Raw genomic sequence first — 22,607 nt, 5'->3', positions numbered from 1 at the left:
TGGTGATCGGGGCGCGCGGCCCGGCTAGGGTCGTGGGGGAAGCGACGGAGGTTGGTGGATGAGTTCTGGTTCGAGTCAGAAGCGCAAGCCGAAGGCCGCTCGACCCCAGACCGCATCGTTCGTCGTGGTGGCCAACCGGCTTCCGGTCGACCGGATCGAGTTGCCGGACGGCAGCGTCGACTGGCGTACGTCCCCCGGTGGCCTGGTCAGCGCCTTCGAGCCGATCATGCACTCGCACGAGGGTGCTTGGGTCGGCTGGCACGGCGCACCCGACGAGGAGCTCGACCCGTTCAACAGCGACGGGATGGAGCTGGTCCCGGTGCCGCTGTCCACCGAGGAGGTCGAGCACTATTACGAGGGCTTCTCCAACGCGACGCTGTGGCCGCTGTACCACGACGTGATCGCCCATCCCGAGTTCCACCGGGACTGGTGGGTCGCCTACCGCACGGTGAACCAGCGGTTCGCCGAGCGGACCGCGGAGGTGGCGGAGACCGACGCCCTGGTCTGGGTGCAGGACTACCAGCTGCAGCTGGTGCCCCAGATGCTCCGACAGCTGCGGCCGGACCTGCGAATCGGCTTCTTCCTGCACATCCCGTTCCCGCCGACCGAGCTCTATCAGCAACTGCCCTGGCGCAACCAGCTGATCGAGGGTCTGCTCGGCGCCGATCTGGTCGGCTTCCAGCTCCCCGGCGGCGCGCAGAACTTCCTCCGGCTGGTCCGTCAGCGGCTGCACTACGAGACCCGGCGGGACCGGATCCAGATGCCGGAGGGACGGACCGTGATCGCCCGGGCCTACCCGATCGCCATCGACGCGACCGGACTGGACCAGCTCGCCCGGTCGCCGGAGACCGCCGAACGGGCCGCCGAGATCCGCTCCGACCTCGGCGATCCGGAGACCATCCTGCTCGGCGTCGACCGGCTCGACTACACCAAGGGTCTGCCGCAGCGGATCCAGGCGTTCGGTGAGCTGATCGCCGACGGCGCGCTCGACGCGGACAAGGCCGCGTTCGTCCAGGTGGCCACCCCGTCCCGGGAGCGGGTCGACCAGTACCGCAAGTTGCGCGACGACATCGACCGGCTCGTCGGCCGGATCAACGGCGACGTCGGGCGCTACGGCCGGCCGCCGATCACGTACCTGCACTCGTCCTACCCGCGGGAAGAGATGGCGGCGCTCTATCGGATGGCCGATGTCATGGTCGTCACGCCGCTGCGGGACGGGATGAACCTGGTCGCCAAGGAGTACGTCGCCTGCCGGGCCGAGAGCGACGGCGCCCTGGTCCTCAGCGAGTTCGCCGGCGCGGCCAAGGAACTGCGTCAGGCATACCTGGTGAACCCGTACGACATCAACGCACTGAAGGAGCGCATCCTCGAGGCGATCCACGACTCGCCTCGGACCAAGTCGCGCCGGATGCGGATCATGCGCCGCCAGGTGTTCGAGAACGACATCGAGCACTGGGCCAAGGTCTTCCTCGACGACCTGGCGGCGAGTCACCGCGATTGAGCCTGCGCCGACCAGGGTCGGTGGGCGTCAGGCCATCTTGCCCACGGCGCGCAGACCCATGATCCCGGCGATCAGGGTGACGACACCGAACGCGACCAGGATCCAGCCGCCGAGCAGCGCGAGCACGACCACCGACGTCACCGGCGAGACCAGCAGCACGATCGCGCCGAGAAGGTAGACCACACCGATCACGATCTTCCACAGCCGCTCGCCACGGGGGTTCTGGGCGCCGACGACGATGTTCATCACGCCGTCGACGAACCAGCCGATGGCCAGCACGACGAGCAGGGTGAGGATCGACAGGGCCGGGTTCTTCAGGCAGAAGATGCCGGCGATGGCGACCAGCACGCCGAACGTGATGGTCAGGCCCTTCTCCCAGCCTTCCAGGCTCTTGTCGGTGATGCCGACGATCAACCGGATGATGCCGGTGATGATCAGCTGGAGACCGAACAGGACTCCGATCACCAGCAGGCTGGTCTTGGGGAAGACGATCACCAGGATGCCGAACAACAAGGCGATGGCGCCGGAGGCGATGGTCAGGATCGAGGTCGTCTTGGTGAGTTGCTGGATGGGTGAGGTCGCAGTGGACATGCTGAACTCCTGGTCAGAGCTGACGAGAACACGGTAGGGCCGGGCGCCGCCTGGTTCACGGAGGCACGACGCAGCCCGCTCAGACTCCGTTCGTCATCGAACGGGCCGTCCTCGCTGAGCGCGAGAACGGCCCGTACCTTACTCGTCCTGGAGCCTTTGATGGCCCCTGTCCGCTGTCGCACCTTCCGCATCCCCCGGTGCGGCGGCTACTTCAGCATCCACTCGTCGGTGCTGTAGTCGGTGCGACCGTCCGCCGCCGTGTAGTCGGTCCAGGTGTAGACCCGCAGATAGAGCCGGCCGCCGTAGGTGTAGGTCTTCACCCAGACGTACTTGGTGGCCCAGCTGTAGGAGAACGTGGCGCGCTGCCAGCCGCTGCCCATGTCCTGGGCGCGCCGGGCTCCCCAATCGCAGTCGCTGGGATGGCACTTGCCATACGGATGCAGGGTGAAGTAGGAATCGCCCCCGGTGCAGTGTCCGTCGGTGTCGCACAGGACCTGGTCCCCGCACTCGAAGCCGACGCTCACGCGCGTGAGAGAACGGGTGTTGGGGTCGATGTTCTGCCACGCTCCGGCCATCGACGGCGTGCTGCAGGACGCCAGTGCTGCCGGCGGGTGGGCGAAACTCAGCAGGCCGATGACAAAGGCACCCGCAACCAGCACGATCAGCACGCGCAGCCGGCTCGGAATGCGTTGCATTGTGACGTTCATGGGAATTCTCCTCAGGATTTCGACGGCACTTCCTGGCAACCAGAATGAACGCCAAACGCCGTTGTTTCATCGGGCTCGCGTCCCGACCTCATTTCCCGGAAATGCGGGACATCTGCCTCATGATCCCGGTCCGGCCGGACGAGAAAATTGGGCCCAGGAAAACACGGAGCGTATCCCCTGGAGGGCCCCATGACACCAGCTCAGATCCCGACGAATCTGCTGATCCGACCCCGATATCGTCACCGCCGGTCGGCCCGCGCCGTCCATGTCGTCCAGGGCGGCCGGGCCACGCCAGCGCTGTGACGTCCCGCGATGCCACCTACCTCCGCGCGGAGCATCATCGTCTGGGCCGGCGCGTCGGTGGCCGTCCTGGGCACTTTCCTGGTCGTGGCCGGACACGGTTGGCCGGGTCGTCCTGACCGATGCACCCTGTCGATCCCCGATGGATGCTTCTGCGAGCGCTTCGACCCGAGCGCCGTCCTCGCTGGGGCACCCGGCGTCCGTCAGCCAGCCAACACGTGGTTCAACCTGTACGCGCTGGGCACCTCGCTCTACGTCGCCGTCCGGCTCAGCCGGGACCGTTCGGCTCGCGTAGACCGCAATCTGATCACCTCGGCGAATCCGCTCGCCGATCTCTATGTGTTCGCGGTGCTCCTTCTCGGGCTGGGCAGTATGTGGTTTCACGCGTCACTCGAGGAATGGGGAGGCTATATCGACGGATTGTCGATGTATATGTTCGTCGGCTATCTGATCTGCTACACGGCCTATCGATTGTCTCCGAGCGTCGCTCGATTCTGGGTCGGTTACATCGCGCTCGTCACGGCCGCCATGATCACCCAGATCTGCTGGAAGTCTGACGGCGCTGCCGTGGCCGTCGTCAGCGTGCTCGTCGCCGTGTATTTCCTGCTCGAGATCGGCAGCTGGGTCGCGTCGGGCACCGTCATGCTGGGCCGGCCGAAGACCATTGCCCTCTGGCTGACCGCCTTGGGCAGCATCAGCATCGCAGCCGCATTCTGGTATCTCTCCCGGACCGGCGCAGCGTTGTGCGACCCGGACACGCTCTGGCAGCCCCATGCGGTTGTCTGGCACCCGCTGGCCGGTGTGACCGCGGTCCTCCTGTACCACTACTGGCGCGAGGCACCCGGCTGAACGGTCGGTGCCGCCCGGGTGGGTCGGTCGGCGCCTCCGGGTCTCGGACGATCACCGCCCCGGCCGAGGCCGGCCTCCCGGGCCATCACGATCAACTGGGCTCGATGGGCCACCTGCAGCTTGGTGAAGATGTTCGAGACGTGATTGCGCACGGTCTTCAGCGACAGATACAGCTCCTGGGCGATCTCACTGTTGTCCTTGCCGGCTGCGATCAGGCCGAGGATCTCGCGTTCCCGTTCGGTGAGTTGGGGAAAGGCTCCCGTTGCCGCCCGGACACTCTCGCCGCGGGCGAAGAAGCCCAGCACCCGCTCCGCGATCCCCGGCCCAAAGATGGCCTCCCCGTCACCGACCGCCGCGACCGCACGGACGATCTCCGCTCGGCTTGCCCCCTTGAGCAGGTATCCGCGCGCCCCCGCCCGCATGGCCGAGAACACCGAGTCGTCGTCCTCCAACATGGTCAGGACCAACACGGCGATGTGCGGCGAGGTGTCGACGATCAGCTGCGTCGCCTCGATCCCGTTCATGGCAGGCATGTGCAGATCCATCAAGATCACGTCGGGCTGCAACTCCGCGGCTCGATCGACCGCCTCGCGGCCGTTCTGCGCCGCGGCGATCACCTCGACGGTGGGTGCGGAGGTGAGCAGGATCTTGAGCCCCTCCACGAAGGCGGGGTGATCATCCACGATCAGCACGCGTAGCGGGTCGCTCATCACGAATCTCCTCTCGGTCGTCCAGGGGCAGCCGAACGTGAATCATCGTGCCGGAGGGCGCCCGGGCCGACGCCTCGAAGGTGCCACCGATCTCGTCCGCTCGCTCGCGCATGGAGCTGGTGCCCACTCCGGCGGCCACCCGCTCGGGCAGCCCGACGCCGTCGTCGGCGACCGTCACGTCGAGCATCCCGGCCGAGCGGCTCAGCGTGATCCAGCAGCGGCTGCCCCGGCTGTGCCGGACGACGTTGTTCACGGCTTCGGCGACGATGCGGTAGGCCGCGACCTCGACCGCGGCCGGAAGCGGCTCGACGTCGTCGGCCTCGATCGACCACTCGAGCCGGCCGCCATCGCCGGATGATCCGCCCGGGGTGTCGAAGTTCGCCGTCAGCTGGCGGATGGCCGAGACGAGACCCAGCTGGTCCAAGATCCGCGGGCGTAGCTCGTCGACCAGGCGGCGGATCTCGGCGATCTCGAGCCTGGTCGAGTTCAGCAACCGGCCGAGCAGCTCGTCGGCAGCCGCCGGATCCACTCGAACGAGGTCGCGGGCCACTTCGAGCTGCATCGACTGGGCGGCCAGTGACGGACCGAGGCCGTCGTGTAGATCACGGCGGATCCGTCGTCGTTCCTCCTCTCGGGCGGCGATGATCCGCCCTCGGGATCGCTTGAGTTCGGTGTTCAGCCGAAGACTCTGCACCACGGCTCCGACCTGAGCGGCGACCTCGTCCAGCAACCGACGATCACGTGCTCCAAGCGGCTCGCGGCTGGCCGCGACATCGAGGCTCAGCCGACCGAGTTCCTCGCCGCCTGCGGTCAAGATCACCACTGTCGGCGGGCGAGTGGTCTCACCGATCGTCACGGTGATGTCGTCGGCATCGGGCAGGTCGATCTCGATCGACGCGAAGCACAGGTGAAGAGTGCCCGACAGGGTGGACAGCACCCCGGCCAGCGTGTCGCGGGTGGTGTCGTACATGTCCATCTGGCGCAACTGCGAGACGACCTGGAAGGGGTTCTCGCGGTCGCCATAGGCGAGTTTGCCGAGCTTGCGCCGCATGATCCGGGCCAGTGGCATCAGGCCTGCTCCCACGGCGCCACCGAGCACCAGGGCGGAGACCGGCAGCACCCGGGCCTGGATCATCCCGGCGCGGCCGACCTGCTCGAGCAGCTGGCCGACCGAGATCGCGACGAACAGAAAGACCAGTGCGACCGAGCCGGCGACGGCGGCTGCGAGCAGGGAGCGTCGGATCATGACGTCGATCTCGAACAGCCGGAACCGCAACACGGCTACCGCGACCGCCAGCAGCAGGATTCCGAGCGCCAACGGCTGGAACCGCCACGGGATCAGTGCCGGCCCGACCAGGAGATTCGGCAGCTGCCCGAGCAGCAGGTAGGCGATCATCGTCAGCACGAGGCCGACGAGCACGATCTGGATCGCCAGCTTGTGCTCCCGGGCGCGCGTCGTGCGATAGGAGTACAGCAGCGCGATCGCCACGAGCGGCAGCGTTGCCTTCGCCGCGGTCGAGGAGACACTGACCAGCACCTCGAGCCGGCGCAGGGGCGACGTCGCCCCCGCCATCCCGATCAACACGGTCACGCCGTAGAGGGCGAACATCGCGACGTAGGGCGCCGCGATCAGCCAGCGGTGTCGCATGATGGCCGGGTTCGGACTCGGGAACAGCAGCGCGAACAGCAGCACCGAGCCCCAGGCGAACGTATTGCTGATATCGCCAACGACGTGCGGCCACACCCCGCGACCGCCGGCCAGGTCGATCACCTGGACGCCCAGCGGAAAGGACGTGCTGCCCATCGCAACGAAGGTCGACGCCGCGAGCATCGTGGCGGCCGCCGGGTCGCGCGGGCGTCGCCAGAAGACGAACGCCCCGGCTGCGGCCATACAGAGCGGCAGCGGCAGCGTGGTGAGATTCTGCGCCGCCGCCGCCAGGAACGGATAGGGCGTCAACGTGACCGCGATCGTCTCCAGATGTCCGTCGGAGCGCTCGACCAGATAGTCGACGTGCTCTCCCTCGGCACGGACCCCGGTGGTCCGACCGCTCACCCACTCCTCGAGCGGGACCAGGTCGCCGGATGCGTTGGAGACCGCGACTATTCGGTCGTGCGGCGGCTCGCCCGGTCCGCCGGTCTGCCGGAGCCCGGGCTGGCCGAAGTTCGCGTTGACCGGCACGCCGCCGTGGTAGCCCCAGTGTTCGGTCGGGTTCCGCGATGTCGACGGGTAGGTCGCGGTGCTGTCCGCCGGACCGGCCGACAGCGCGATCACGGTCCAGACCACCGGCAGAACGACCGCGAGCGAGATCCAGAACAAGCGGCCGGGCGCGGTGGCATACCACGGCGTACGGGCATGGTCCTCGACCGCGAGGTCCTCCGGCAATGCACCAAGATCGGCCATGGTTCGTCCCATCCTGCCGCCCGCAGGTGCGGTTCGTCATGGGAGCAGAGTCCCGACTCCGGGCCGGAGGGCCGGAAGTCATCGGGATGGTTGCTCCCCCGGTTGGACTCGAACCAACAACCTGCCGGTTAACAGCCGGCTGCTCTGCCAATTGAGCTACAGGGGACCGCCGCCACCGCGGTGGCGCGGATAGGAACCTTACCAGCCCGCCGGAGTGCTGTCGTACTCCATTCGCATCCGCGCCAGCACTCGCTCCGCCTCAGCCCGGACCCCCTCGTCGCGCCAGTCCGTGCCCCGGACGGGCGACACGTGCCAGCTGATCCGGTCGCCGGCGCCGGCCAGGTCGCGCCGCCCGCTGACGGTGATCCCGCCGTCGGTGGAGACCAGCGGCACGAAGCGCTCGAACACGATGCTGGCCGCCACCCGCTCGCGGAACAGCTCCGGCAACCGGGCCGGCTCGGCCAGTTCGGCGAAGCCGCGCCGGGACCGCCCGTCCTCGCCCGGATAGCGGGTCCAGCTCAGCCGGCGCGTCTCGGCGTTCCAGCCGCCGCGCTCGATCTCGTGCCAGCCGACATGGCTGAAGGCCGAGTCGTCGCCGAGCGACAGCACCGCCGGGCTGCCGATGCAGAAACCCGTCGGGGTCCGGGCCCAGGCTAGGATCCGCGCCGGGCGACCGGGCACGGCGTCCAGCGTCTCCCGCCACCGCTCGTACGCCGGCTGGGGCAGCCCGCGCGCCTTTCCCCACCAGCGCTCCCGGCTCATCGGCCCCAACCCGTCTCACCTGTGCCGGTCTCGCCTGTGCCGGTCTCGCCCGGGCCGCCGGGCCCCAGCTGCTTCGCCAGCGCTCGCACGGCCGGCTCGGCGCTGCCTCGACGAGACGCTCGCGACGCGTTTCCTGCTTCTTCGGCCAGGGCCACCCGGTCGACAGTAACGCAGCCCGACCACCGACCCCGCGGCGTACGGCCGCCGCTGTCGCTTCACACCCCTGACTGCCGCTTGACACCCTCTGTCCGGGGCGTGGAGCGTACGCGAGGGGTGTGAAGCGCCAGGGATGGCCGGCGAAGCCGGAGTTCCGACGGTCACAGCTGGGTCGCGGCCTCCTGCGGGCAGACCGCCCGCAGCCGATCCAACCCACGCGCCTCCGACCGCCGCACCTTGGCGATCGTGACGCCCAGTGCGCGAGCCACCTCGGTGTAGCTGTACGGCCGGCCGCCCACGAAGCCCATCCGGCGCTCCAGCACCCGCCGTTCCAGGGTGGTCAGGTGGCTGAGCAGCTCGCGTCCAGGCCGGTCCCGCCTGCCGATGATCTCGGCCGGGTCCGGGCCGGCCGGGTCGACCAAGTCCGCGCCGTCCAGGTCGTCCAGCGACCGGGGCGGCTGATAGCCGACCATGCCGGCCACCCACGTCTCGGTCTTGCCCGCTGCGGACGCGAGCTCCGCGGTGGTCGCGGTCCGGCCGAGGTGCTGGGCGAGCTCGCCCTCGAGCCCGCGCAGCGCGCGCAGTTCCTCGGCCCGGCTCGTCGGCAGGTCGGCAGCCCCGCGTGACCGGGCCGACGCGGCACCGATCGTGGCCCGGATCCAGAACAGCGCGTACGTGGCGAAGCGGCAGCCGCGCCGGTGATCGAATCGCTGGACGGCGATCAGCAGACCGACGCAGCCCTCCTGGAACAGTTCGGCCCGGCCCGAGCCGGCGCGGGAGGCGAACTGTCCGGCCACCATCGCGACCAGCCGGAGGTTGGCAGCGACGAACCGCCGGCGGGCCCGCTCCCCCTCGGCGGCGAGGAGGTCCAGCTCCTGAGCGGTGGCCTCGCCGGGCCAGGGCCGGCAGGACCCGGCGAGCAGTGCTGCGGCCAGCACGCCGGCCTCGATCTGCCGGGCGAGCCGGGCCTCGTCGTCGGCGCTGAGCAGCGGGGAGGCGGGGGTGCGTGGAAAGCCGGATGTCGTCATGCCGACACTCTCCGGCCCGACCGGGGGGCCGGTGTCGACCGTCAGGAAGATCTGTGGATAACTTCTTCGACCCTCAGTCGATCGTCCCCAGAGTGCGGGCCTGGAGCTCCTGGCGGCGCGGCTCCAGCGCCAGCAGCTCGGAGAACATCCGGCGGTGCGCGGTCGGGTGCTCGACCGGATTGGTCCGCTGCAGCTTCGACTTGAGCTCGGCGATCTTCCGCATCACGGTGAGCAGCTGGAGCTTGGAGGAGTACGCGATCGCGTCGCGGACGGCCGGCTCGCCGCTGACCGGGATCCGCTCGACCGCCAGCGCGGCGACCAGTGACCGGATCGGGTCGGACTCACACGCCGCCGACACCGCGTGCACCCACTCCGAGTCCGCCGCCTCGGCGGCGGCGGCCTTCTCCACCGCGGTGAACACCGCCGCGTACGCCGGATGGGTGAAGTCGGCCGTGCTCAGCCCGTCGCGATCGGGGCCGAACAGGTGCGGCGCCTGGACGAGCAGCTTCGCCGTCTCCCGCTCGATCGTCAGCAGCCGGTCGTGCGGGTCGGGCAGCACCGGTCTCGGCGCCCGCTGCTGCGGCTGCGGTACGTCCTCCGGCTCCGCCGGCCCGCGCCGGGAGGCGCGCGAGGCCAGCCGGTAGACCTCTCGACGGACCTCCTCGACGTCCATCCCGAGCTGGCCGGACAGCTCGCGGACGTACTCCCCCACCAGCGCGTTGTCGCGGACGCTCGCCACCAGCGGAGCCGCCGCCCGCAGGGCCGCCAGCCGGCCGTCGGCCCGGTCGAGGTCGTAGGAGTCCAAGATGTTGCCCATCACGAACCGATACAGCGGCACCCGGCGGGCGACCAGCTCGCGGACCGCCGCCTCGCCGTGCTCCAGCCGCAGGTCGCACGGATCGAGCCCGGTCGGCTCGACCGCGACATAGGTCTGGGCGACGAAGCTCGCGTCCAGCGCGAACACCTTCAGCGCCGCGGCCTGGCCGGCCGCGTCGCCGTCGAAGGTGAAGATGACCTCGCCGCGGAACGCGTCCAGGTTGCCCATCATCCGGCGCAGCAGCCGGGCGTGCTCGTCGCCGAACGCGGTGCCGCAGGAGGCCACCGCGGTGTCCACCCCGGACAGGTGGGCGGCCATCACGTCGGTATAGCCCTCGACGATCACCGCCTGGTTCTTCTTGCCGATCGCGGTCCGGGCCAGCTCCAGCCCGTACAGCACGTGGGACTTCTTGTAGAGCAGGGTTTCCGGGGTGTTGATGTACTTGGCCGGGATCCGATCGGCATCGCTCAGCCGCCGGGCGCCGAACCCGACCGTCTGCTTGCCGGAGTCGCGGATCGGCCACAGCAACCGGCCCTGGAAGAAGTCCCAGCCGGACTCGCGGGCCAGGCCCGCCGCCACGATGTCGGCGTCGGAGAAGCCGCGGCCGCGCAGGTGCCGGAGCAGGGCGCGGCCGTCGTTCGGCGCGTAGCCGACGCCGAACTGCTCGGCGGCGGCCCGGTCGAAGCCTCGCTGGGACAAGAACCTGCGGCCCTCGACGGCGTCGGGCGCCATCAGGTGCTCGGTGAAGAACTCCGCCGCGGTTCGCATCGCCTCCAGCAGCCGGGTCCGCTTGCCCGGCTCGGCCCGCGGCCCACCCTGCCCGTCGTCGGTGTAGCGCAGCTGGATGCCGACCCGGTCGGCCAACCGCTCGACCGCCTCGGTGAAGCTCAGGTTCTCGATCTTCATCAGGAAGTCGATGACGTCGCCGCCCTCGCTACAGGCCCCGAAGCAGTAATAGAAGCCGCGCGAGGGCGTCACCTGGAAGCTCGGCGTCTTCTCGTCGTGGAACGGGCACAGCCCCTTGAGCGAGCCGCCGCCGGCGGGCCGCAGGCTGACGTAGCCGCCGATCACCTCGTCGATCCGGGCACGTTCGCGGACCGACGCGATGTCCTCCTCGTTGATCCGGCCCGGCACGGACGCGAGTGTAGCCCCGGCGCCCGACACTCGCCCCGGCCCGGCGGCTCAGCGGTGCGGGTGCGGCCTGCACACCGGCGGATCGGCCGGGAGCCTCGGCTGGTCGCCGACCGGGAAGACCTGAGTGATCGACAACACGGCGGGCCCCGTGCCCAGGTTGCGGACGTCGTGCGGCCCGACCTCGGTGAACGAGTCGCCCGCGCTGAACGTCTCGATCCGGCAGCCTGCCTGACGTACCACGGTGCCACTGCGGACCACGGCGACGACGATGCCGGGATGGGCATGCCAGCCGGAGTCCGAGCCCGCCGGATACGTCAGGGTGAACATCCGGACGGTCGTGTCGCCCTTCGTTCGCAGCGTGACCCCGTCCTGCTTCGCCTTGGCGGGACCTGGCAGGGTGCCGGCCCAGATGTCGGTGGCCCCCGGTGCCGGCGGCGGGTCGGCCGCCGGCACCGGGTCGGCCGCCGCGCCGGCGGCCATCCCGCACAGCACCAGGCCGAGGCTCACTCCCAGGGCGACGCTTGCTGCTCGAACCGTCCTCATCGTCGACTCCGTCCGATCGGGGGATCTGTCCCTCTACTCTGGAGCCTCATTCGTTCGGCCGGGGGAGAAAGAAGAAAGGTTCCCGGACCGGCCTCGGCGGGGACTATTCGTGACCGCCCGGGCGGGCCGGCCAGACCGCCTCGGTCACCCCACCACCGACCACCTCCACCTCGAGCACCGCTTCGCCACCCGGCAACGGATGGAGCCGGTAGCGACCCGCGGCCAGGTCGGGATAGACGAGACTGTGCACGATCCCGGCGACGGTCGGCCGCGGCACGACCGCGACATGTGGATAGTGGTGGTGGTGCAGGTGACCGGTGACCGGCCGGATCTCCACCTCGAGCCCGTCCAGCCACGCCGGCATCGTGACCACCAGCGCACCGACGTCGCCGCCGATGTCGAGCAGCACCGGGCCCTGCCCGGCATCCGGGTTCTCCGAGCCGGAGCCGCCGCTCACGCCGACGCCTTCCCGGGCACCGTCTGGTAGCCGCCGCCCGGCGTCCCCAGGTAGGGGAAGCTCGCCAGCGGTGCGTTGTTGGTGTTCGAGGTGCCGTCCTGCACCGCCGCTGCGGCGTCGTCGGGCTTGAACGTCTTGTCCACCAGCGGGATGGTCAGCCCGGCGACCGCTCGGAGCTCGACCGTGACCACGTCGTCGACCACCCGTCGGCCGTTCGGGAAGCCGGCCGGGTCACCGGCGACCAGGCCGAGCGGGTTGGGCTTGGCCGTCGGCGGTACGGCCACGTTCAGCCGCAACATGTCCGCCTGCAGGCCGCCGGTGTAGTTCTGGAATCCGGGCACCACGCCGGCCGGGATGCCGGTGAGCAAGATCGCCAACAGGTCGGCGCGGTCCTTCTTGTAGGCGGCGAGCCGGGGAAACACCCCCGGATACAGCACCGGCAGCAGACCGGCGAGCTCGGGCCGGGCGACGTACTTGGCGAATGCCGAGTCCGCGTACGGCGAGGTCGCGTTCCAGCGGTCCTTCACCGCCATCGGGTTGATCACCTCGTTGAACAACGGCATCCCGAGCCGGCTCACCTGCCGCCACTCACCGGCCGGCTTCGTCCGCCCCGTCCGGGAGTCGAACACCCGGATCCGGCGCCGGCTGGCGCTGGCCCAGACGCCGATCGTGGCGAGCGGATCGCTCACCTTGCGCGGCCGCCGGTGCTCGCGGGTCAGGTCCGTGATCGGCACCTGGAGGGCGATCGTGTGCACGTTCAGGCCCTGGGTGCCGTTCACCCCGACCGCGGCCGCGGACGGGATCAGATGGGCCATCTGGAACGGCCGCAGCGTGCCCAGGTCGAAGATCGAGCCCAGGTCGACGTTGAACGCCTCCGCCCGCTGGCCGGCGAAGACCGTCCGCCCGCCGCGCAGCAGATGGGTGGCGGCGCCGGTGAAGGTCTTGGCGTAGTTGGGGGTGCTGCGGACACCGACGTTCACCGGCGGCACGGCCAGATCACGCCCCAGCAGCTGCGGCTCGCGGTGCCGCTCCAGCCTGGTCACCGAGTAGAACTGCGGCCGGTTCCAGGTCTTGTCGTCGATCCTGCCGATCGGACCGGTGTTGTAGAGGAAGGTGGCGTTGTTCCTGATCTTGGTCTCGAAGCGGAACTGATAGGTCACGTCGGAGTGTGCCGCACCGTGGTTGCTGACGTGGATCTCGTACAGCACGTCGTCGCCGAACTCGTAGAAGTTCGGTCCACCTTGCGGGTTCTGGAACGGGATGAAGTTGGCGATGATCGTCACGGTGTCCGGGCGGTCGGGCGAGACGAACGCGTAGACGTCGGTGTTGTCGGCCACGGGGTCTTTGGAGATCTCGGGCGCTTCACGATGTGAGCTCATGATCACGCCCCCTGGGTGAACGAGGTCGGCGCGGAGAGCCGCGCGATCTTGCGGGCAAGATCGTGATCGGTCACGGTGAGCTCGCTGCCGCCGTGCACCACGGTGACCAGCCCGTGAGCCAGGTCCTCGACGCACGCCATCAACGGCTCGTCGCCGACCGCCGCCGGATCGACCGGCAGCTCGGCCGCCGACGCCGTCGCCGGAACGACCGACGCGAGCCCGGCCGCGGCGATGCCCGCCCCGCTGACCGCGAGGAACCTGCGCCTGCTCGGTGGTTCCATACCCATCCCCTTCCCTGAAGCGGCCTGACCACACAGGCCTTCCTGGGAAGGGGATCGGCGCCGACCCGCGAACGGATTGGTCCGCGACTCAGCCCTTCGTGACCTGGACGACCGCCGGCCGCGGCCCGCGCCAGGCACCGCGTCGCGGCGTCGCACCCTCCGGAACGTAGTCGGGGAAGAACGACAGCTGCTGCTCCCAGCTGCCGTCCTCACCGGGGTGCTGGACCGCGACGAAGACGGAACCGTCCGTGTCGTGCACGACCGGGCCGCAGGTCTCCGCCTGGACCGGCACGGCGAGGAACTGGGTGAGGTGGCCGCGCTCGGCGCCCTGCAACGGCACCCGGAACAACCCGTCCGCCTTGCCGATCGAGCTGGGCGCTCCGTCGGTGGCGATCCACAGATCACCACGCGAGTCGAACGCGATGTTGTCCGGGCAGGAGATCGGCGCGACGTCCCCGGTCCAGCCGCCGAAGTACGTCCCCGCCTGCCCGGCGTCGCCGCAGACCATGAACAGGTCCCAGCGGAACGAGGTCGCGCCGGCCGAGTCTCCTCGCTCGGTGATCTCGACGATGTGGCCGTTCTTGTTGGCCGCCCGTGGGTTGACCGCGTCCGGGCCCGGCTTGCCCGGCCTCACGCCCCGATCGGCGTTGTTGGTGCAGACGACGTACACCTTGCCGGACTGCAGGTTCGGCTGGACGTCCTCGCACCGGTCCATCGGCGTCGCCTTCATCGTGTCGGCGGCCTCGCGGGTGAACACCAGCACCTCCTCATGCGTCATCCCCGGCACGACGGACTCCCCGTTCATGATCAGCGGGATCCACGAGCCGGTGCCGAGGTTGTCGTTGCCCGGATTCTGTACCCCGCTGAACCGGGCGACGTAGAGATCGCCCTCGGTCAGCAGCCTCAGGTTGTGCCGGCGGGCCGACGCCGAGCTTCCCGGCCGGTACTTCCACTTGGAGACGAACTTGTACAGGTAGTCGAACCGCTCGTCGTCGCCCATGTACGCGGCAACGGTGCCGTCGCGATCCACCCGGATGTTCGCCCCCTCGTGCTTGAATCGTCCGAGTGCTGAGTGCTTGCGCGGCGTCGAGGTCGGATCCTGCGGATCGATCTCGACGATGTAGCCGAACCGGTGCGGTTCGTTCGCGTAGTCCGGGCCGGTGGCGTCGAACCGGGGGTCGATGTTCTCCCAGCCGTACGTGCTCGGCTTGTTCGTCAGTCCGTAGCGGGCGCTGCCCCGGGCGCCCGGGTCGGCCCGGAAGTAGCCGTTGAAGTTCTCCTCGCCGGACAAGATCGTGCCCCAGGGAGTGGTGCCGCCGGAGCAGTTGCCGAACGTCCCGAGGATCCGGCGCCCGCTCGGGTCGGCGGCCGTGGTGACCAGGTCGCTGCCCGCGGCCGCACCGGTGAGCTCGAACGCCGTGTACGCGGTGATCCGGCGGTTCTTGGCCGCTCCCCGCACATACCGCCAGGGCCGGCCGGTGGCGGAGCGGCGCAACTCGACCACACTGAAGCCGTGGGCCGCCATGGTCGCCTTGAGTACCTCGCGCTCGAGCGCCGCCGAGGACGTCGGTGGGAACATGATCGCCCGATTGACGTACTCGTGATTGCAGCACAGCAGGGCCTTCCGGCCGCGCCGGTCGGTGACCAGGATGTCCAGGTAGTCGTTGTTGTAGCCGAACTGACGTTCCTGGGCCTCGGCATCGGGCACGGTCGGGTCGAACGCCGGGGAGTCGTCGAACAGCGGGTCGCCCCAGCGCAGGATCGGGGTCCACCGCCACCCCTTCGGCACGGTCAGCGCGTCCACGGCATCGTCGACCGAGGCGATCGGGGTGAACCGGAGCGCACCGCTGCCCACCTCGCCGGCACCGGCCGCCCGTGGCGCTGCCTCGGCGGGGCGCACCGACAACGGCGGCACGGCGGCCGCCACGGCCACCGCGCCCGTGCCGATCAGCAACGATCGGCGGGTCAGCTGGCGGGACGCGATGTCGGCGAAGCTCGGTTCCGCGCTGCGGTTGGGAACCGGGTGCGCGCACGCGCTGTCGCACTTGAGCTGGCAGGTGACGGGGCTGCGATTGCCGTGGGTGCGGCCCCACATGGGGAGCAGGTCGGGTGAGTCGGTCGCGGTCATGACGGGGGATCCTCCGAGAGTGCCGAGCGTCGTCGGAGCGGGTCCCCGACGTGCAGCGATGCTCGCGGGGGCGGATGGAATCGGCGTGAGCGCGACATGAACCGGCAGTGAACAAATGATCATGGCCGGTGCGCCGGCCCGCGCCTCAGTCGAGGGCGGCGATGATCTCGATCATGGTGGCGGTCGTGAAGGGATCACCGACGAACTCCTCGATCCCCCGCCGCGCCCCGTCCCGCTCCGCGGTAGAGGCGGACGGATCCAGCCACCGACGCAGGTGCATCGCACCGATGTGACCGAGCTGCGCGGCGAGCATGGCGAAGTCGGCCGGATCGCGCAGCTGACCGGGGCCGCCTTGATCACGATAGGCGTCGTAGAGGGTTCGAAGCCGGTGCCGATCGGTCCGGCCGAACTCGTACAGCACCAGGGCGAGCTCACGGCTCGGATCCGCCGGGCCGCTGTTGTCCCAGTCGATCACGCACAGTCCTCCGCCGGGCGTGCCGCGGACGTTGTCGGCCCAGAGGTCGAGGTGACACCGCTGGACCGGTGTCATCGGGGTCATGATCATCTCGAGTGCGACCAGATCGTCGCGGATGCCGGCGAGCCGGTCCGCGAACGGTGCGGCCGCCGCCTGGCACTCGTCCACCAGGGTGTCCCAGGTCGCGGCGCCGACCGGTTCGGTGTACCACCAGTGCGGCGAAGCGCCCGCCGGCAGTGACACCCGATGCAGCGAGCCGAGCATCGCGCCCACCGACGCGGGGTCGAGGTGCGGGTCGGGCGGGTCGAGGTCGACCCAGGCTTGCACCCGGATCGCCGTATCGCCGACGAGGGCGACGTGACGGCCGCCGCGCGTCAGCCGGGCCGCGGGAGCCGGCACTCCGCCGCGACGGGCGGCGTCAGCGAACTCGTCCGCCTGGCGCGCCTCCGCCTCGCTGAACGGCACGTTGGCCTCCTTCACCGCCCAGACGCCGGCGGTGGTGATGAGCCGCCAGACCTGTCCCTGCAGTCCCCGGGCCGGATCGTCGCCCACCTGCAGGACCCGGCCGAGGTCGTACGCGGCGGCGACCGCCCCGAACCCGTCAGCGGACAGACCACCCATGCGCCGGAACACCAGCCCCGCTACGCCAGCTCGAGCTCTTCGTGATGGATCCGCCTGTCCGGTACGCCGAGGGCGCGCAGCCCGTCGGTGGCCGCGCGGACCAGCCCGGGGCTGCCACAGACGAATGCCTCGCGGCCGGCGACGTCGGGCACCAGCGCGCCCAGCGATTCCGGACCGAGCGGGTCCCGACCCAGCTCGGATCGACGACCGAGGACCGGCAGGAAACGCAGCGACAGCCCGGTCAGCTCCCCGCGCAACGGCAGCTGCGCCGGGCTCGACGCGCGGTGCAGCAGCACCACGTCCCGACCGGCCCGGCTGAACTCGCGGGCCAGCGCGGCGATCGGCCCGACGCCGGAACCGCCGGCGATCAGGAGCACCCGGGACTCGGCACCGCAGCCGGTGCCGAAGCTGCCGAACGGGCCCTCCAGCAGCACCCGGGTGCCGGGTCGCAATTGACGCGCGGCGTTGGAGTGGTCACCGGACGCGCCGATGGTCAGCCGCATCCGCCCCAACTGCGGCAGGGTCGAGACCGAGTACGGATGCGCCGACCACAGATGGCCCGGGGTGAGGAAGCGGACGTAGAAGAACTGCCCGGCGCGCACCCGCAGCCGCCACAGTCCCGGACCGCGCAGCCAGACGCTGACCACATCTGCCGTCTCGGGCACGACCTGCTCGACCCGGATGCGGTGTCGAAGCAGCCTGGCGGTCGGCCCGAGCAGCCGGCCGAGCACGATCACGGCGGCGGTGAGGACGTACAGGGCGATCCAGCCGGTGCGCATCGCCGGGCTGTCGACGAAGTGGACGCCGGACCGCACCTGATGGGCGAAGGACAAGAAGATGCCGAGATAGACCGACAGGTGGACCGCGTACCACCACTCGTAGCGCAGCCGGGACCGGGCCATCCGGGCGCTGGTCAACCCGGCCACGACGATCAGCGCCGTGCCGATCACCGCCTGCACCAGCGCCGGGTCGGCGAACACCGTGCCGGTCAGCTCCGACCACAGGGTGCGCCGGTCGATCAACATCGCACCCAGGACCGCCAGCAGCACGTGCAGCACGATCAAGATCAACACCGAGGAGCCGACCCGCCGGTGCCAGCCGACCAGCGCGCCGAGGCCGATCGAGCGGACCAGCAACGGAACCCGAGCGATCAGGAGCAGTTGCAGGCAGACCAGGACCGAGGCGACCAGGCCGGCGAGCTGGGCGCCGCTGGCCACGACGTCGCCGGGCAACGGAAGTCCCGCGTGGGGCAGTCCGGCCCACCAGCACGCGCCGGCCGCGCCGACGCCCAGCAGCACGATGCCGGCGACGGCGATCGAGCCCGTGCGACGGCGCGCCGGACGGCGAGCGATCACGTCGAGCGGATCGGCAACGGCCATGCTGTCTTCCCGAGTGGGGGGATATCGGTACTTTGGGTGTCGCGCACACTAACAGCGCCGGCACGGCCGCGTGGCCCGTTCGAGAAATTGCCGCCAATTCTACGAATCTCCTGCGAGCACAGGGAGTTCGGCCTAGTGTTCGGCCCACGGGGGGTCGTCGCAGCCTCCCGTTCAATCCCCCGGAGGCCCCCATGGCGAAACCACGCCGAGCCGTACGTCGTCGCGTCAGCGGCCGGGTCCTCGTCTCGTCGGCACTGATCGGGGTGACCGCGGTAGCCACCTTCGCCGTCTGGCAGATGTCCGACACCGAGGCGTCGGTCGCGCTTCCGGCGGCCGAGGAGAGCGCCGTCATCGACGACACGACGGGCCCGTCCACGAGCGGCCCGTCCGCAACCGAGTCGGCGAGCGCCGAGTCACCCGAACCCAGCGCGACCGCGGCCCCGTCTGCCTCCGCCGGCGCCGACTGGGCCGCCGTGGTCGCCGACTGCCAGCAGCGGGTGAAGAGCCGCGACACCGTGATCGCGCGGGCCGCCACCGGAATCGATCATTGGTCGCAGCACGTCCAAGCCCAGACCGACGCGAACGCCGGCAGGATCTCGGTCGCCGGGATGAAGAAGTCGTTCATGCGGACCCGGTTGCTCGGACCGTCCGATGTCGCGAGCTATCGCGGCGCCGTGGATCTCGCCGCTGCCCGATCGGGTTCCTGCGCGACGCCGGCGGATGCCCCGGCGAAGGTGGCGGCCACGCTCGCCGGCTGCAGCGCCCGGATCGCGGCCCAGAAGCCGGTGCTGGTGGCGGGCTCGCGCGGGATGCACGACTGGGACAGCCACCTCGCCGCGATGCGCCGGAACAAGATGCATCACGTCGACAATGCGCAGCAGATCTGGATCGCCGCGTGGCGCGCGGCCCCGGACCACATCAAGGACTTCGACAAGGCTGCCGCGACGTATCGCTCGGCGGCCGCCTGCTGATCGGGCGTCCGGCTCCGCTGCGCTCGTGCGCGGCGACTGGCAGGATGCCGCAATGAGCAACGGCGAGACGCTCCAGCACCGCGTCCTCGAGGTGGACGGCGTGCAGGTCCATCACTTCCCGAGTGCGGCGCCGGTGTGCAGCGCCGCCCTGCTGTTCGGGGTCGGCCAGCGGGACGAGTCGTTGGCCACCCTGGGCACCCTGCACATGCTGGAACACCTGGTCATGCACGAGGTCCGGCACACCCCGATCAGCATCAACGGATCGGTCGGCCCGAGCCTGACCGACTTCACCGCCGAGGGGTCGCCGGGCTTGGTCCGCACGTTCCTGGAGGGGGTGTGCCGGGGCCTGGCCGCGCCGCCGCTCTCCCGGTTGGCAGCTGAGGCGGCGGTGCTCTCCGCGGAGGGACCCGACGAGAGCGGCACCCCGCTCGGCCCGGCCCGCTACGGCCTGCGGGACCTCGGTCTGGTCGGCGCTCCCGGACCCGGGCCGGCCGGGGTCCGGGCCGAGACCGTCCGCGCCGTCGCCGAGCGCTGGTTCGTGACGGGCAACGCATTGCTGATGGTGGACGGACCGTGGCCGGAGGGGCTTTCGTTGCCGCTGCCCGTAGGCCCGGCGCCCACCCATGCCTACGTCGTCCCGCGCCGCTGGGAGCGCCCGCACGCGATCACGGTGGACGGTCCGGGGTGCGGGTTCAGCGTGATCCTGCCGCCCGCTGAAGGCACGGGCCTGGAGCTACTGACCGCGGCGGTGATCGAGCACCGGCTGACCGAGGTGGTCCGGCACGAGCGCGGACTCACGTACAGCCTCGACCGGGAGCTGCTCGCCGTGGCGGACGGCCGCTGGGAGCTGACCGTGCTGGCCGAGCCGCTGCCCGACCGGGCGGTCGAGGCGGTGCTGGCCATGATCGACACCACGACGGGACTGCTACGCGACGGCGCGACCGAGGCCGAGGTGGAGCACGCCCGGGAGACGGTGCTGGAGAGTGCCCGCGGACGCGACTCGGAGATCGCCTCGGCGATGGACGTCGCGATCGGCGCGCTGCTGGGCAGCGACGTCGCCGCCTTCGACGCCGCCGCGGTCGGTGCGGTCTCGGCCGATCGGCTGAACGATCAGCTTCGCGGGCTCGCGGCCGACGTGCTCTATCTGATCGACGCGCGCGCCGCCGACGAGGTGGCGCGCCGGGGCATACCCACCACGGAGATCCCGCCCGGGTCCTCGGCGTCGCTGCCCGCCGGCGAGGTGTTCCGGCCGCCGCTGCCCGCCCGGGTGGCCGACAAGGACGCCCGCACCGCCCGGGTGGCACTGACCGAGACCGGCCTGGCGCAGCGGCTCGGCGACCAGACCTGGACGCTGGACTGGACCGAGGTGGCCGGCGTGCTCCGCGACGACGACGGCGACCTGACCGTGCTGGCGAGCAGTGGCGTGGCGATCGCGGTCGGGCCGAAGCTCTATCGGCGCGGAAAGAAGCTGATCCAGGCCGTCCGGCGCAATGTCGGTCCCGACCTGATCTGGGACGAGCGGTGAGCGACGACGTGCCGACGATCCTCGCGACCTCGGGCGGGATCGGCCCCGGCAGCCGGACGCGGTTCGCGTTCACCCCGCTCGGCCACTACGCGGTCGAGCTGGCCGGGGTGAGCGGGCGGGCCCCACGGGTGTGCTTCCTGGCCACGGCGAGCGGCGACAACCCCGCGGTGATCACCTGGCTGTACGAGGCGGCGATGCTGGCCGGCTGGCACGCCTCGCACCTGACCTCGTTCGGGATGCCCAACCTGCCCGATCCGGCCGCTCATCTGCTCGAGCAGGACGTGGTCTGGGTGATGGGCGGCAGCGTGGCCGGGCTGCTGGCGCTGTGGCGGCTGCACGGCTACGACCTCGCGCTCCGCTCGGCCTGGGAGGCGGGCGTCGTGCTGTCCGGCATCTCCGCGGGATCGCTGTGCTGGCACGTCGGTGGCACCACCGATTCGTTCGGCCCCGAGCTGCGGGCCGTGCGGGACGGGCTAGGACTCGTCCCGTTCTCCAACTCTGTGCACCACGACGTCGAGGAACAGCGCCGACCGTTGTTCAACGGGCTGGTGGCCGGTGGCGAACTGCCCACCGGCTACGCCACCGACGACGGCGTCGGGCTGGTCTATCGCGGCACCGACCTGGCCGAGGTGGTCAGCGAGGAGGACGGCAAGGCTGCCTACCGGGTCGAGCCCGACGGCTCCGGCGGCGTGATCGAGACCCGCCTCGAGCCTCGCCGGCTCGACTGAATCGAGATCGGAGTAGATCGTCGGGGTTAGTCCCGTGAGGATCTACTCCACTATTCCGGCCAGTCCGGTCAGCGACCGTCGTCGATGCCGCGCGGGAGGCGGGTGGGGTCCCAGTCGAGCTCGCCGACAGCCTTGTCGAACGCGTACCGGTCGGTCATCCCGGCGACATAGGTCACGGCGGCCCGAACTGCAGCTTCGTCACCCGGGCTCGCGTCGACCGGCGTCGGCAGGATGCGAGGCCGCTCCGCGTAGAACTCGACCAGGGCGCGGAGCACGTCGACCACGGCGCGGGACTGCGCCAGCGACGCGGGCCGGACGTAGATCCGCTCGTAGTTGAACGCCCGCAGGGCGGCGAGAGCGGCCGCCGGCTCCGGCTCCATCCCGATCTCGCCGTGCCGGTCCACGGCGCGCAGCACGGCGTGGACGAAGGTCCGCAGCTGCTCGCGGCGGCCACGCCCGCACACCTCCGCGACCTCGGCCGGGATCTCGGCCTCGGTCACGATGCCGGCGTGCACGGCGTCCTCCAGATCATGCGCGCAGTAGGCGATCCGGTCGGCCCAGCTGACGATCTCACCCTCGATGGTGGCCGGTGCCGGGCGGGACCAGGAGTGGTTGCGGATCCCGTCCAGCGTCTCGGCGCAGAGATTGAGAGAGTCGAGCACGACGTCGGCACCCCACGGACCGTGGTCGTAGCCGCCGGGCAGGTATGCGTCGAACGCGTCCTCGCTGGCGTGACCGCCCGGCCCGTGGCCGCAGTCGTGGCCGAGCGCGATCGCTTCGGCCAGCGCGACGTTGGCACCGACGCCGCGGGCGATCGAGGTCGCCACCTGGGCGACCTCCAGCGCGTGGGTGAGCCGGGTCCGCTGGTGGTCGGTCGGGTAGACGACCACCTGGGTCTTGCCGGCCAGCCGGCGAAACGCTGTCGAGTGCACGATCCGGTCCCGGTCCCGCTCGAAGCAGGTCCGCTCGGTGTCGGGCTCCTCGGCGATCGCCCGGTTCCCGGCGCCGTGCGCGCGGGTGGCACCGGGCCGCAGGTTCCGCGCCTCGCGCTCCTCGCGCAACTCGCGGGTCACGATCGGGCCGTCGCCGGTGCGAGCCTGCGAGGTGGCGTGGGCGCGGACGAGGCCGACGCCGGCGTCCGCGCCGACGTGGCCGTGCATGGTC

General features: G+C 70.6%; 20 protein-coding genes and 1 tRNA gene. 5 read left to right on the top strand and 16 right to left on the bottom strand.

Annotation, left to right across the window (positions count from 1 at the left end):
- The first annotated feature begins 58 nt into the window (after nt 1–58).
- On the top strand, nt 59–1,501 hold the full coding sequence (locus ABD747_RS09000; RefSeq protein WP_344803547.1) for an alpha,alpha-trehalose-phosphate synthase (UDP-forming): 1,443 nt from the start codon (nt 59–61) through the stop codon (nt 1,499–1,501).
- A gap of 27 nt (nt 1,502–1,528) precedes the next feature.
- Here the strand turns inward: ABD747_RS09000 and ABD747_RS08995 are convergent, their stop codons facing one another.
- Together ABD747_RS08995 and ABD747_RS08990 are read right to left on the bottom strand one after the other, a co-directional pair.
- Nucleotides 1,529–2,092 carry an HdeD family acid-resistance protein gene (locus ABD747_RS08995; protein WP_344803545.1) on the bottom strand — a complete coding sequence of 188 codons (564 nt, stop codon included), beginning with the start codon at nt 2,090–2,092 and terminating at the stop codon, nt 1,529–1,531.
- A 206-nt stretch (nt 2,093–2,298) separates the two neighbouring features.
- Nucleotides 2,299–2,799 carry a hypothetical protein gene (locus ABD747_RS08990; protein WP_344803543.1) on the bottom strand — a complete coding sequence of 167 codons (501 nt, stop codon included), beginning with the start codon at nt 2,797–2,799 and terminating at the stop codon, nt 2,299–2,301.
- A gap of 360 nt (nt 2,800–3,159) precedes the next feature.
- Between ABD747_RS08990 and ABD747_RS08985 the strand changes: the two genes are divergently transcribed.
- Nucleotides 3,160–3,948, top strand: coding sequence for a ceramidase domain-containing protein (locus tag ABD747_RS08985; RefSeq protein WP_344803541.1), 789 nt, complete (start codon nt 3,160–3,162; stop codon nt 3,946–3,948).
- Here ABD747_RS08985 and ABD747_RS08980 read toward each other — a convergent pair.
- From ABD747_RS08980 to ABD747_RS08920, 13 genes are all read right to left on the bottom strand, one after another.
- Nucleotides 3,924–4,658: a response regulator transcription factor gene (locus tag ABD747_RS08980; protein WP_344803539.1), complete on the bottom strand. Its 735-nt coding sequence runs from the start codon at nt 4,656–4,658 to the stop codon at nt 3,924–3,926. The genes ABD747_RS08985 and ABD747_RS08980 overlap by 25 nt on opposite strands.
- Complete coding sequence (locus ABD747_RS08975; protein ID WP_344803538.1) at nt 4,624–7,059, bottom strand: sensor histidine kinase; 2,436 nt, start codon at nt 7,057–7,059, stop codon at nt 4,624–4,626. The genes ABD747_RS08980 and ABD747_RS08975 overlap by 35 nt, the downstream gene beginning before the upstream one ends.
- Before the next feature lie 93 nt (nt 7,060–7,152).
- Nucleotides 7,153–7,225: transfer RNA gene (locus ABD747_RS08970), tRNA-Asn, on the bottom strand.
- A gap of 32 nt (nt 7,226–7,257) precedes the next feature.
- Nucleotides 7,258–7,821 carry a hypothetical protein gene (locus tag ABD747_RS08965; RefSeq protein WP_344803536.1) on the bottom strand — a complete coding sequence of 188 codons (564 nt, stop codon included), beginning with the start codon at nt 7,819–7,821 and terminating at the stop codon, nt 7,258–7,260.
- Nucleotides 7,822–8,138: 317 nt separating this feature from the next.
- Nucleotides 8,139–9,005 carry a sigma-70 family RNA polymerase sigma factor gene (locus ABD747_RS08960; protein WP_344803534.1) on the bottom strand — a complete coding sequence of 289 codons (867 nt, stop codon included), beginning with the start codon at nt 9,003–9,005 and terminating at the stop codon, nt 8,139–8,141.
- A gap of 73 nt (nt 9,006–9,078) precedes the next feature.
- Nucleotides 9,079–10,956, bottom strand: a complete 1,878-nt coding sequence (gene dnaG, locus ABD747_RS08955) for a DNA primase (protein WP_344803532.1) — start codon at nt 10,954–10,956, stop codon at nt 9,079–9,081.
- A gap of 48 nt (nt 10,957–11,004) precedes the next feature.
- Complete coding sequence (locus ABD747_RS08950) at nt 11,005–11,499, bottom strand: cupin domain-containing protein (protein WP_344803530.1); 495 nt, start codon at nt 11,497–11,499, stop codon at nt 11,005–11,007.
- Nucleotides 11,500–11,602: 103 nt separating this feature from the next.
- On the bottom strand, nt 11,603–11,956 hold the full coding sequence (locus ABD747_RS08945; protein WP_344803528.1) for a hypothetical protein: 354 nt from the start codon (nt 11,954–11,956) through the stop codon (nt 11,603–11,605).
- Complete coding sequence (locus ABD747_RS08940; RefSeq protein WP_344803526.1) at nt 11,953–13,335, bottom strand: DUF4331 domain-containing protein; 1,383 nt, start codon at nt 13,333–13,335, stop codon at nt 11,953–11,955. The genes ABD747_RS08945 and ABD747_RS08940 overlap by 4 nt, the downstream gene beginning before the upstream one ends.
- 2 nt (nt 13,336–13,337) lie before the next feature.
- Nucleotides 13,338–13,616 (bottom strand): twin-arginine translocation signal domain-containing protein, encoded by a 279-nt coding sequence (locus tag ABD747_RS08935; protein WP_344803524.1) that lies wholly within the window; start codon nt 13,614–13,616, stop codon nt 13,338–13,340.
- Nucleotides 13,617–13,704: 88 nt separating this feature from the next.
- Nucleotides 13,705–15,744 carry a PhoX family protein gene (locus tag ABD747_RS08930; RefSeq protein ID WP_344803522.1) on the bottom strand — a complete coding sequence of 680 codons (2,040 nt, stop codon included), beginning with the start codon at nt 15,742–15,744 and terminating at the stop codon, nt 13,705–13,707.
- Between the two features lie 145 nt (nt 15,745–15,889).
- A complete protein-coding gene (locus ABD747_RS08925) occupies nt 15,890–16,840 on the bottom strand; it encodes a phosphotransferase enzyme family protein (RefSeq protein ID WP_344803520.1) in 951 nt (316 codons plus the stop codon).
- Between the two features lie 20 nt (nt 16,841–16,860).
- Nucleotides 16,861–18,219 (bottom strand): ferredoxin reductase family protein, encoded by a 1,359-nt coding sequence (locus ABD747_RS08920; RefSeq protein ID WP_344803518.1) that lies wholly within the window; start codon nt 18,217–18,219, stop codon nt 16,861–16,863.
- Between the two features lie 191 nt (nt 18,220–18,410).
- On the opposite strand from ABD747_RS08920, the gene ABD747_RS08915 reads away from it, so the two are divergent.
- From ABD747_RS08915 to ABD747_RS08905, 3 genes are read left to right on the top strand one after another with little or no spacing between them, the layout of a single operon-like run.
- Nucleotides 18,411–19,190, top strand: coding sequence for a hypothetical protein (locus ABD747_RS08915; RefSeq protein WP_344803516.1), 780 nt, complete (start codon nt 18,411–18,413; stop codon nt 19,188–19,190).
- 52 nt (nt 19,191–19,242) lie between these two features.
- Entirely contained in the window at nt 19,243–20,715 is a 1,473-nt protein-coding gene (locus ABD747_RS08910; RefSeq protein WP_344803514.1) for a peptidase M16 family protein, read from the top strand.
- Nucleotides 20,712–21,443 carry a Type 1 glutamine amidotransferase-like domain-containing protein gene (locus tag ABD747_RS08905; protein ID WP_344803512.1) on the top strand — a complete coding sequence of 244 codons (732 nt, stop codon included), beginning with the start codon at nt 20,712–20,714 and terminating at the stop codon, nt 21,441–21,443. The genes ABD747_RS08910 and ABD747_RS08905 overlap by 4 nt, the downstream gene beginning before the upstream one ends.
- 68 nt (nt 21,444–21,511) lie before the next feature.
- Here ABD747_RS08905 and ABD747_RS08900 read toward each other — a convergent pair whose 3' ends face one another.
- Complete coding sequence (locus ABD747_RS08900; protein ID WP_344803598.1) at nt 21,512–22,603, bottom strand: HD domain-containing protein; 1,092 nt, start codon at nt 22,601–22,603, stop codon at nt 21,512–21,514.
- Nucleotides 22,604–22,607: the final 4 nt, after the last annotated feature.

Origin of the sequence: Microlunatus ginsengisoli, assembly GCF_039537205.1 — a bacterium.
In the GTDB taxonomy this organism is placed as follows: domain Bacteria; phylum Actinomycetota; class Actinomycetes; order Propionibacteriales; family Propionibacteriaceae; genus Microlunatus; species Microlunatus ginsengisoli.
Note: the sequence above shows the minus strand (reverse complement) of the source record. Positions and strands in the feature narration are given on the sequence as shown.

What these genes read in the sequence shown, in the direction of transcription:
- ABD747_RS09000 (WP_344803547.1), top strand. Translation starts at nt 59, where the DNA reads ATGAGTTCTGGTTCGAGTCAGAAGCGCAAGCCGAAGGCCGCTCGACCC.
- ABD747_RS08995 (WP_344803545.1), bottom strand. Translation starts at nt 2,092, where the DNA reads ATGTCCACTGCGACCTCACCCATCCAGCAACTCACCAAGACGACCTCG.
- ABD747_RS08965 (WP_344803536.1), bottom strand. Translation starts at nt 7,821, where the DNA reads ATGAGCCGGGAGCGCTGGTGGGGAAAGGCGCGCGGGCTGCCCCAGCCG.
- ABD747_RS08950 (WP_344803530.1), bottom strand. Translation starts at nt 11,499, where the DNA reads ATGAGGACGGTTCGAGCAGCAAGCGTCGCCCTGGGAGTGAGCCTCGGC.
- ABD747_RS08920 (WP_344803518.1), bottom strand. Translation starts at nt 18,219, where the DNA reads ATGGCCGTTGCCGATCCGCTCGACGTGATCGCTCGCCGTCCGGCGCGC.
- ABD747_RS08980 (WP_344803539.1), bottom strand. Translation starts at nt 4,658, where the DNA reads ATGAGCGACCCGCTACGCGTGCTGATCGTGGATGATCACCCCGCCTTC.
- ABD747_RS08910 (WP_344803514.1), top strand. Translation starts at nt 19,243, where the DNA reads ATGAGCAACGGCGAGACGCTCCAGCACCGCGTCCTCGAGGTGGACGGC.
- ABD747_RS08940 (WP_344803526.1), bottom strand. Translation starts at nt 13,335, where the DNA reads ATGAGCTCACATCGTGAAGCGCCCGAGATCTCCAAAGACCCCGTGGCC.
- ABD747_RS08935 (WP_344803524.1), bottom strand. Translation starts at nt 13,616, where the DNA reads ATGGAACCACCGAGCAGGCGCAGGTTCCTCGCGGTCAGCGGGGCGGGC.
- ABD747_RS08900 (WP_344803598.1), bottom strand. Translation starts at nt 22,603, where the DNA reads ATGCACGGCCACGTCGGCGCGGACGCCGGCGTCGGCCTCGTCCGCGCC.
- ABD747_RS08975 (WP_344803538.1), bottom strand. Translation starts at nt 7,059, where the DNA reads ATGGCCGATCTTGGTGCATTGCCGGAGGACCTCGCGGTCGAGGACCAT.
- ABD747_RS08915 (WP_344803516.1), top strand. Translation starts at nt 18,411, where the DNA reads ATGGCGAAACCACGCCGAGCCGTACGTCGTCGCGTCAGCGGCCGGGTC.
- ABD747_RS08930 (WP_344803522.1), bottom strand. Translation starts at nt 15,744, where the DNA reads ATGACCGCGACCGACTCACCCGACCTGCTCCCCATGTGGGGCCGCACC.
- ABD747_RS08990 (WP_344803543.1), bottom strand. Translation starts at nt 2,799, where the DNA reads ATGAACGTCACAATGCAACGCATTCCGAGCCGGCTGCGCGTGCTGATC.
- ABD747_RS08960 (WP_344803534.1), bottom strand. Translation starts at nt 9,005, where the DNA reads ATGACGACATCCGGCTTTCCACGCACCCCCGCCTCCCCGCTGCTCAGC.
- ABD747_RS08925 (WP_344803520.1), bottom strand. Translation starts at nt 16,840, where the DNA reads ATGGGTGGTCTGTCCGCTGACGGGTTCGGGGCGGTCGCCGCCGCGTAC.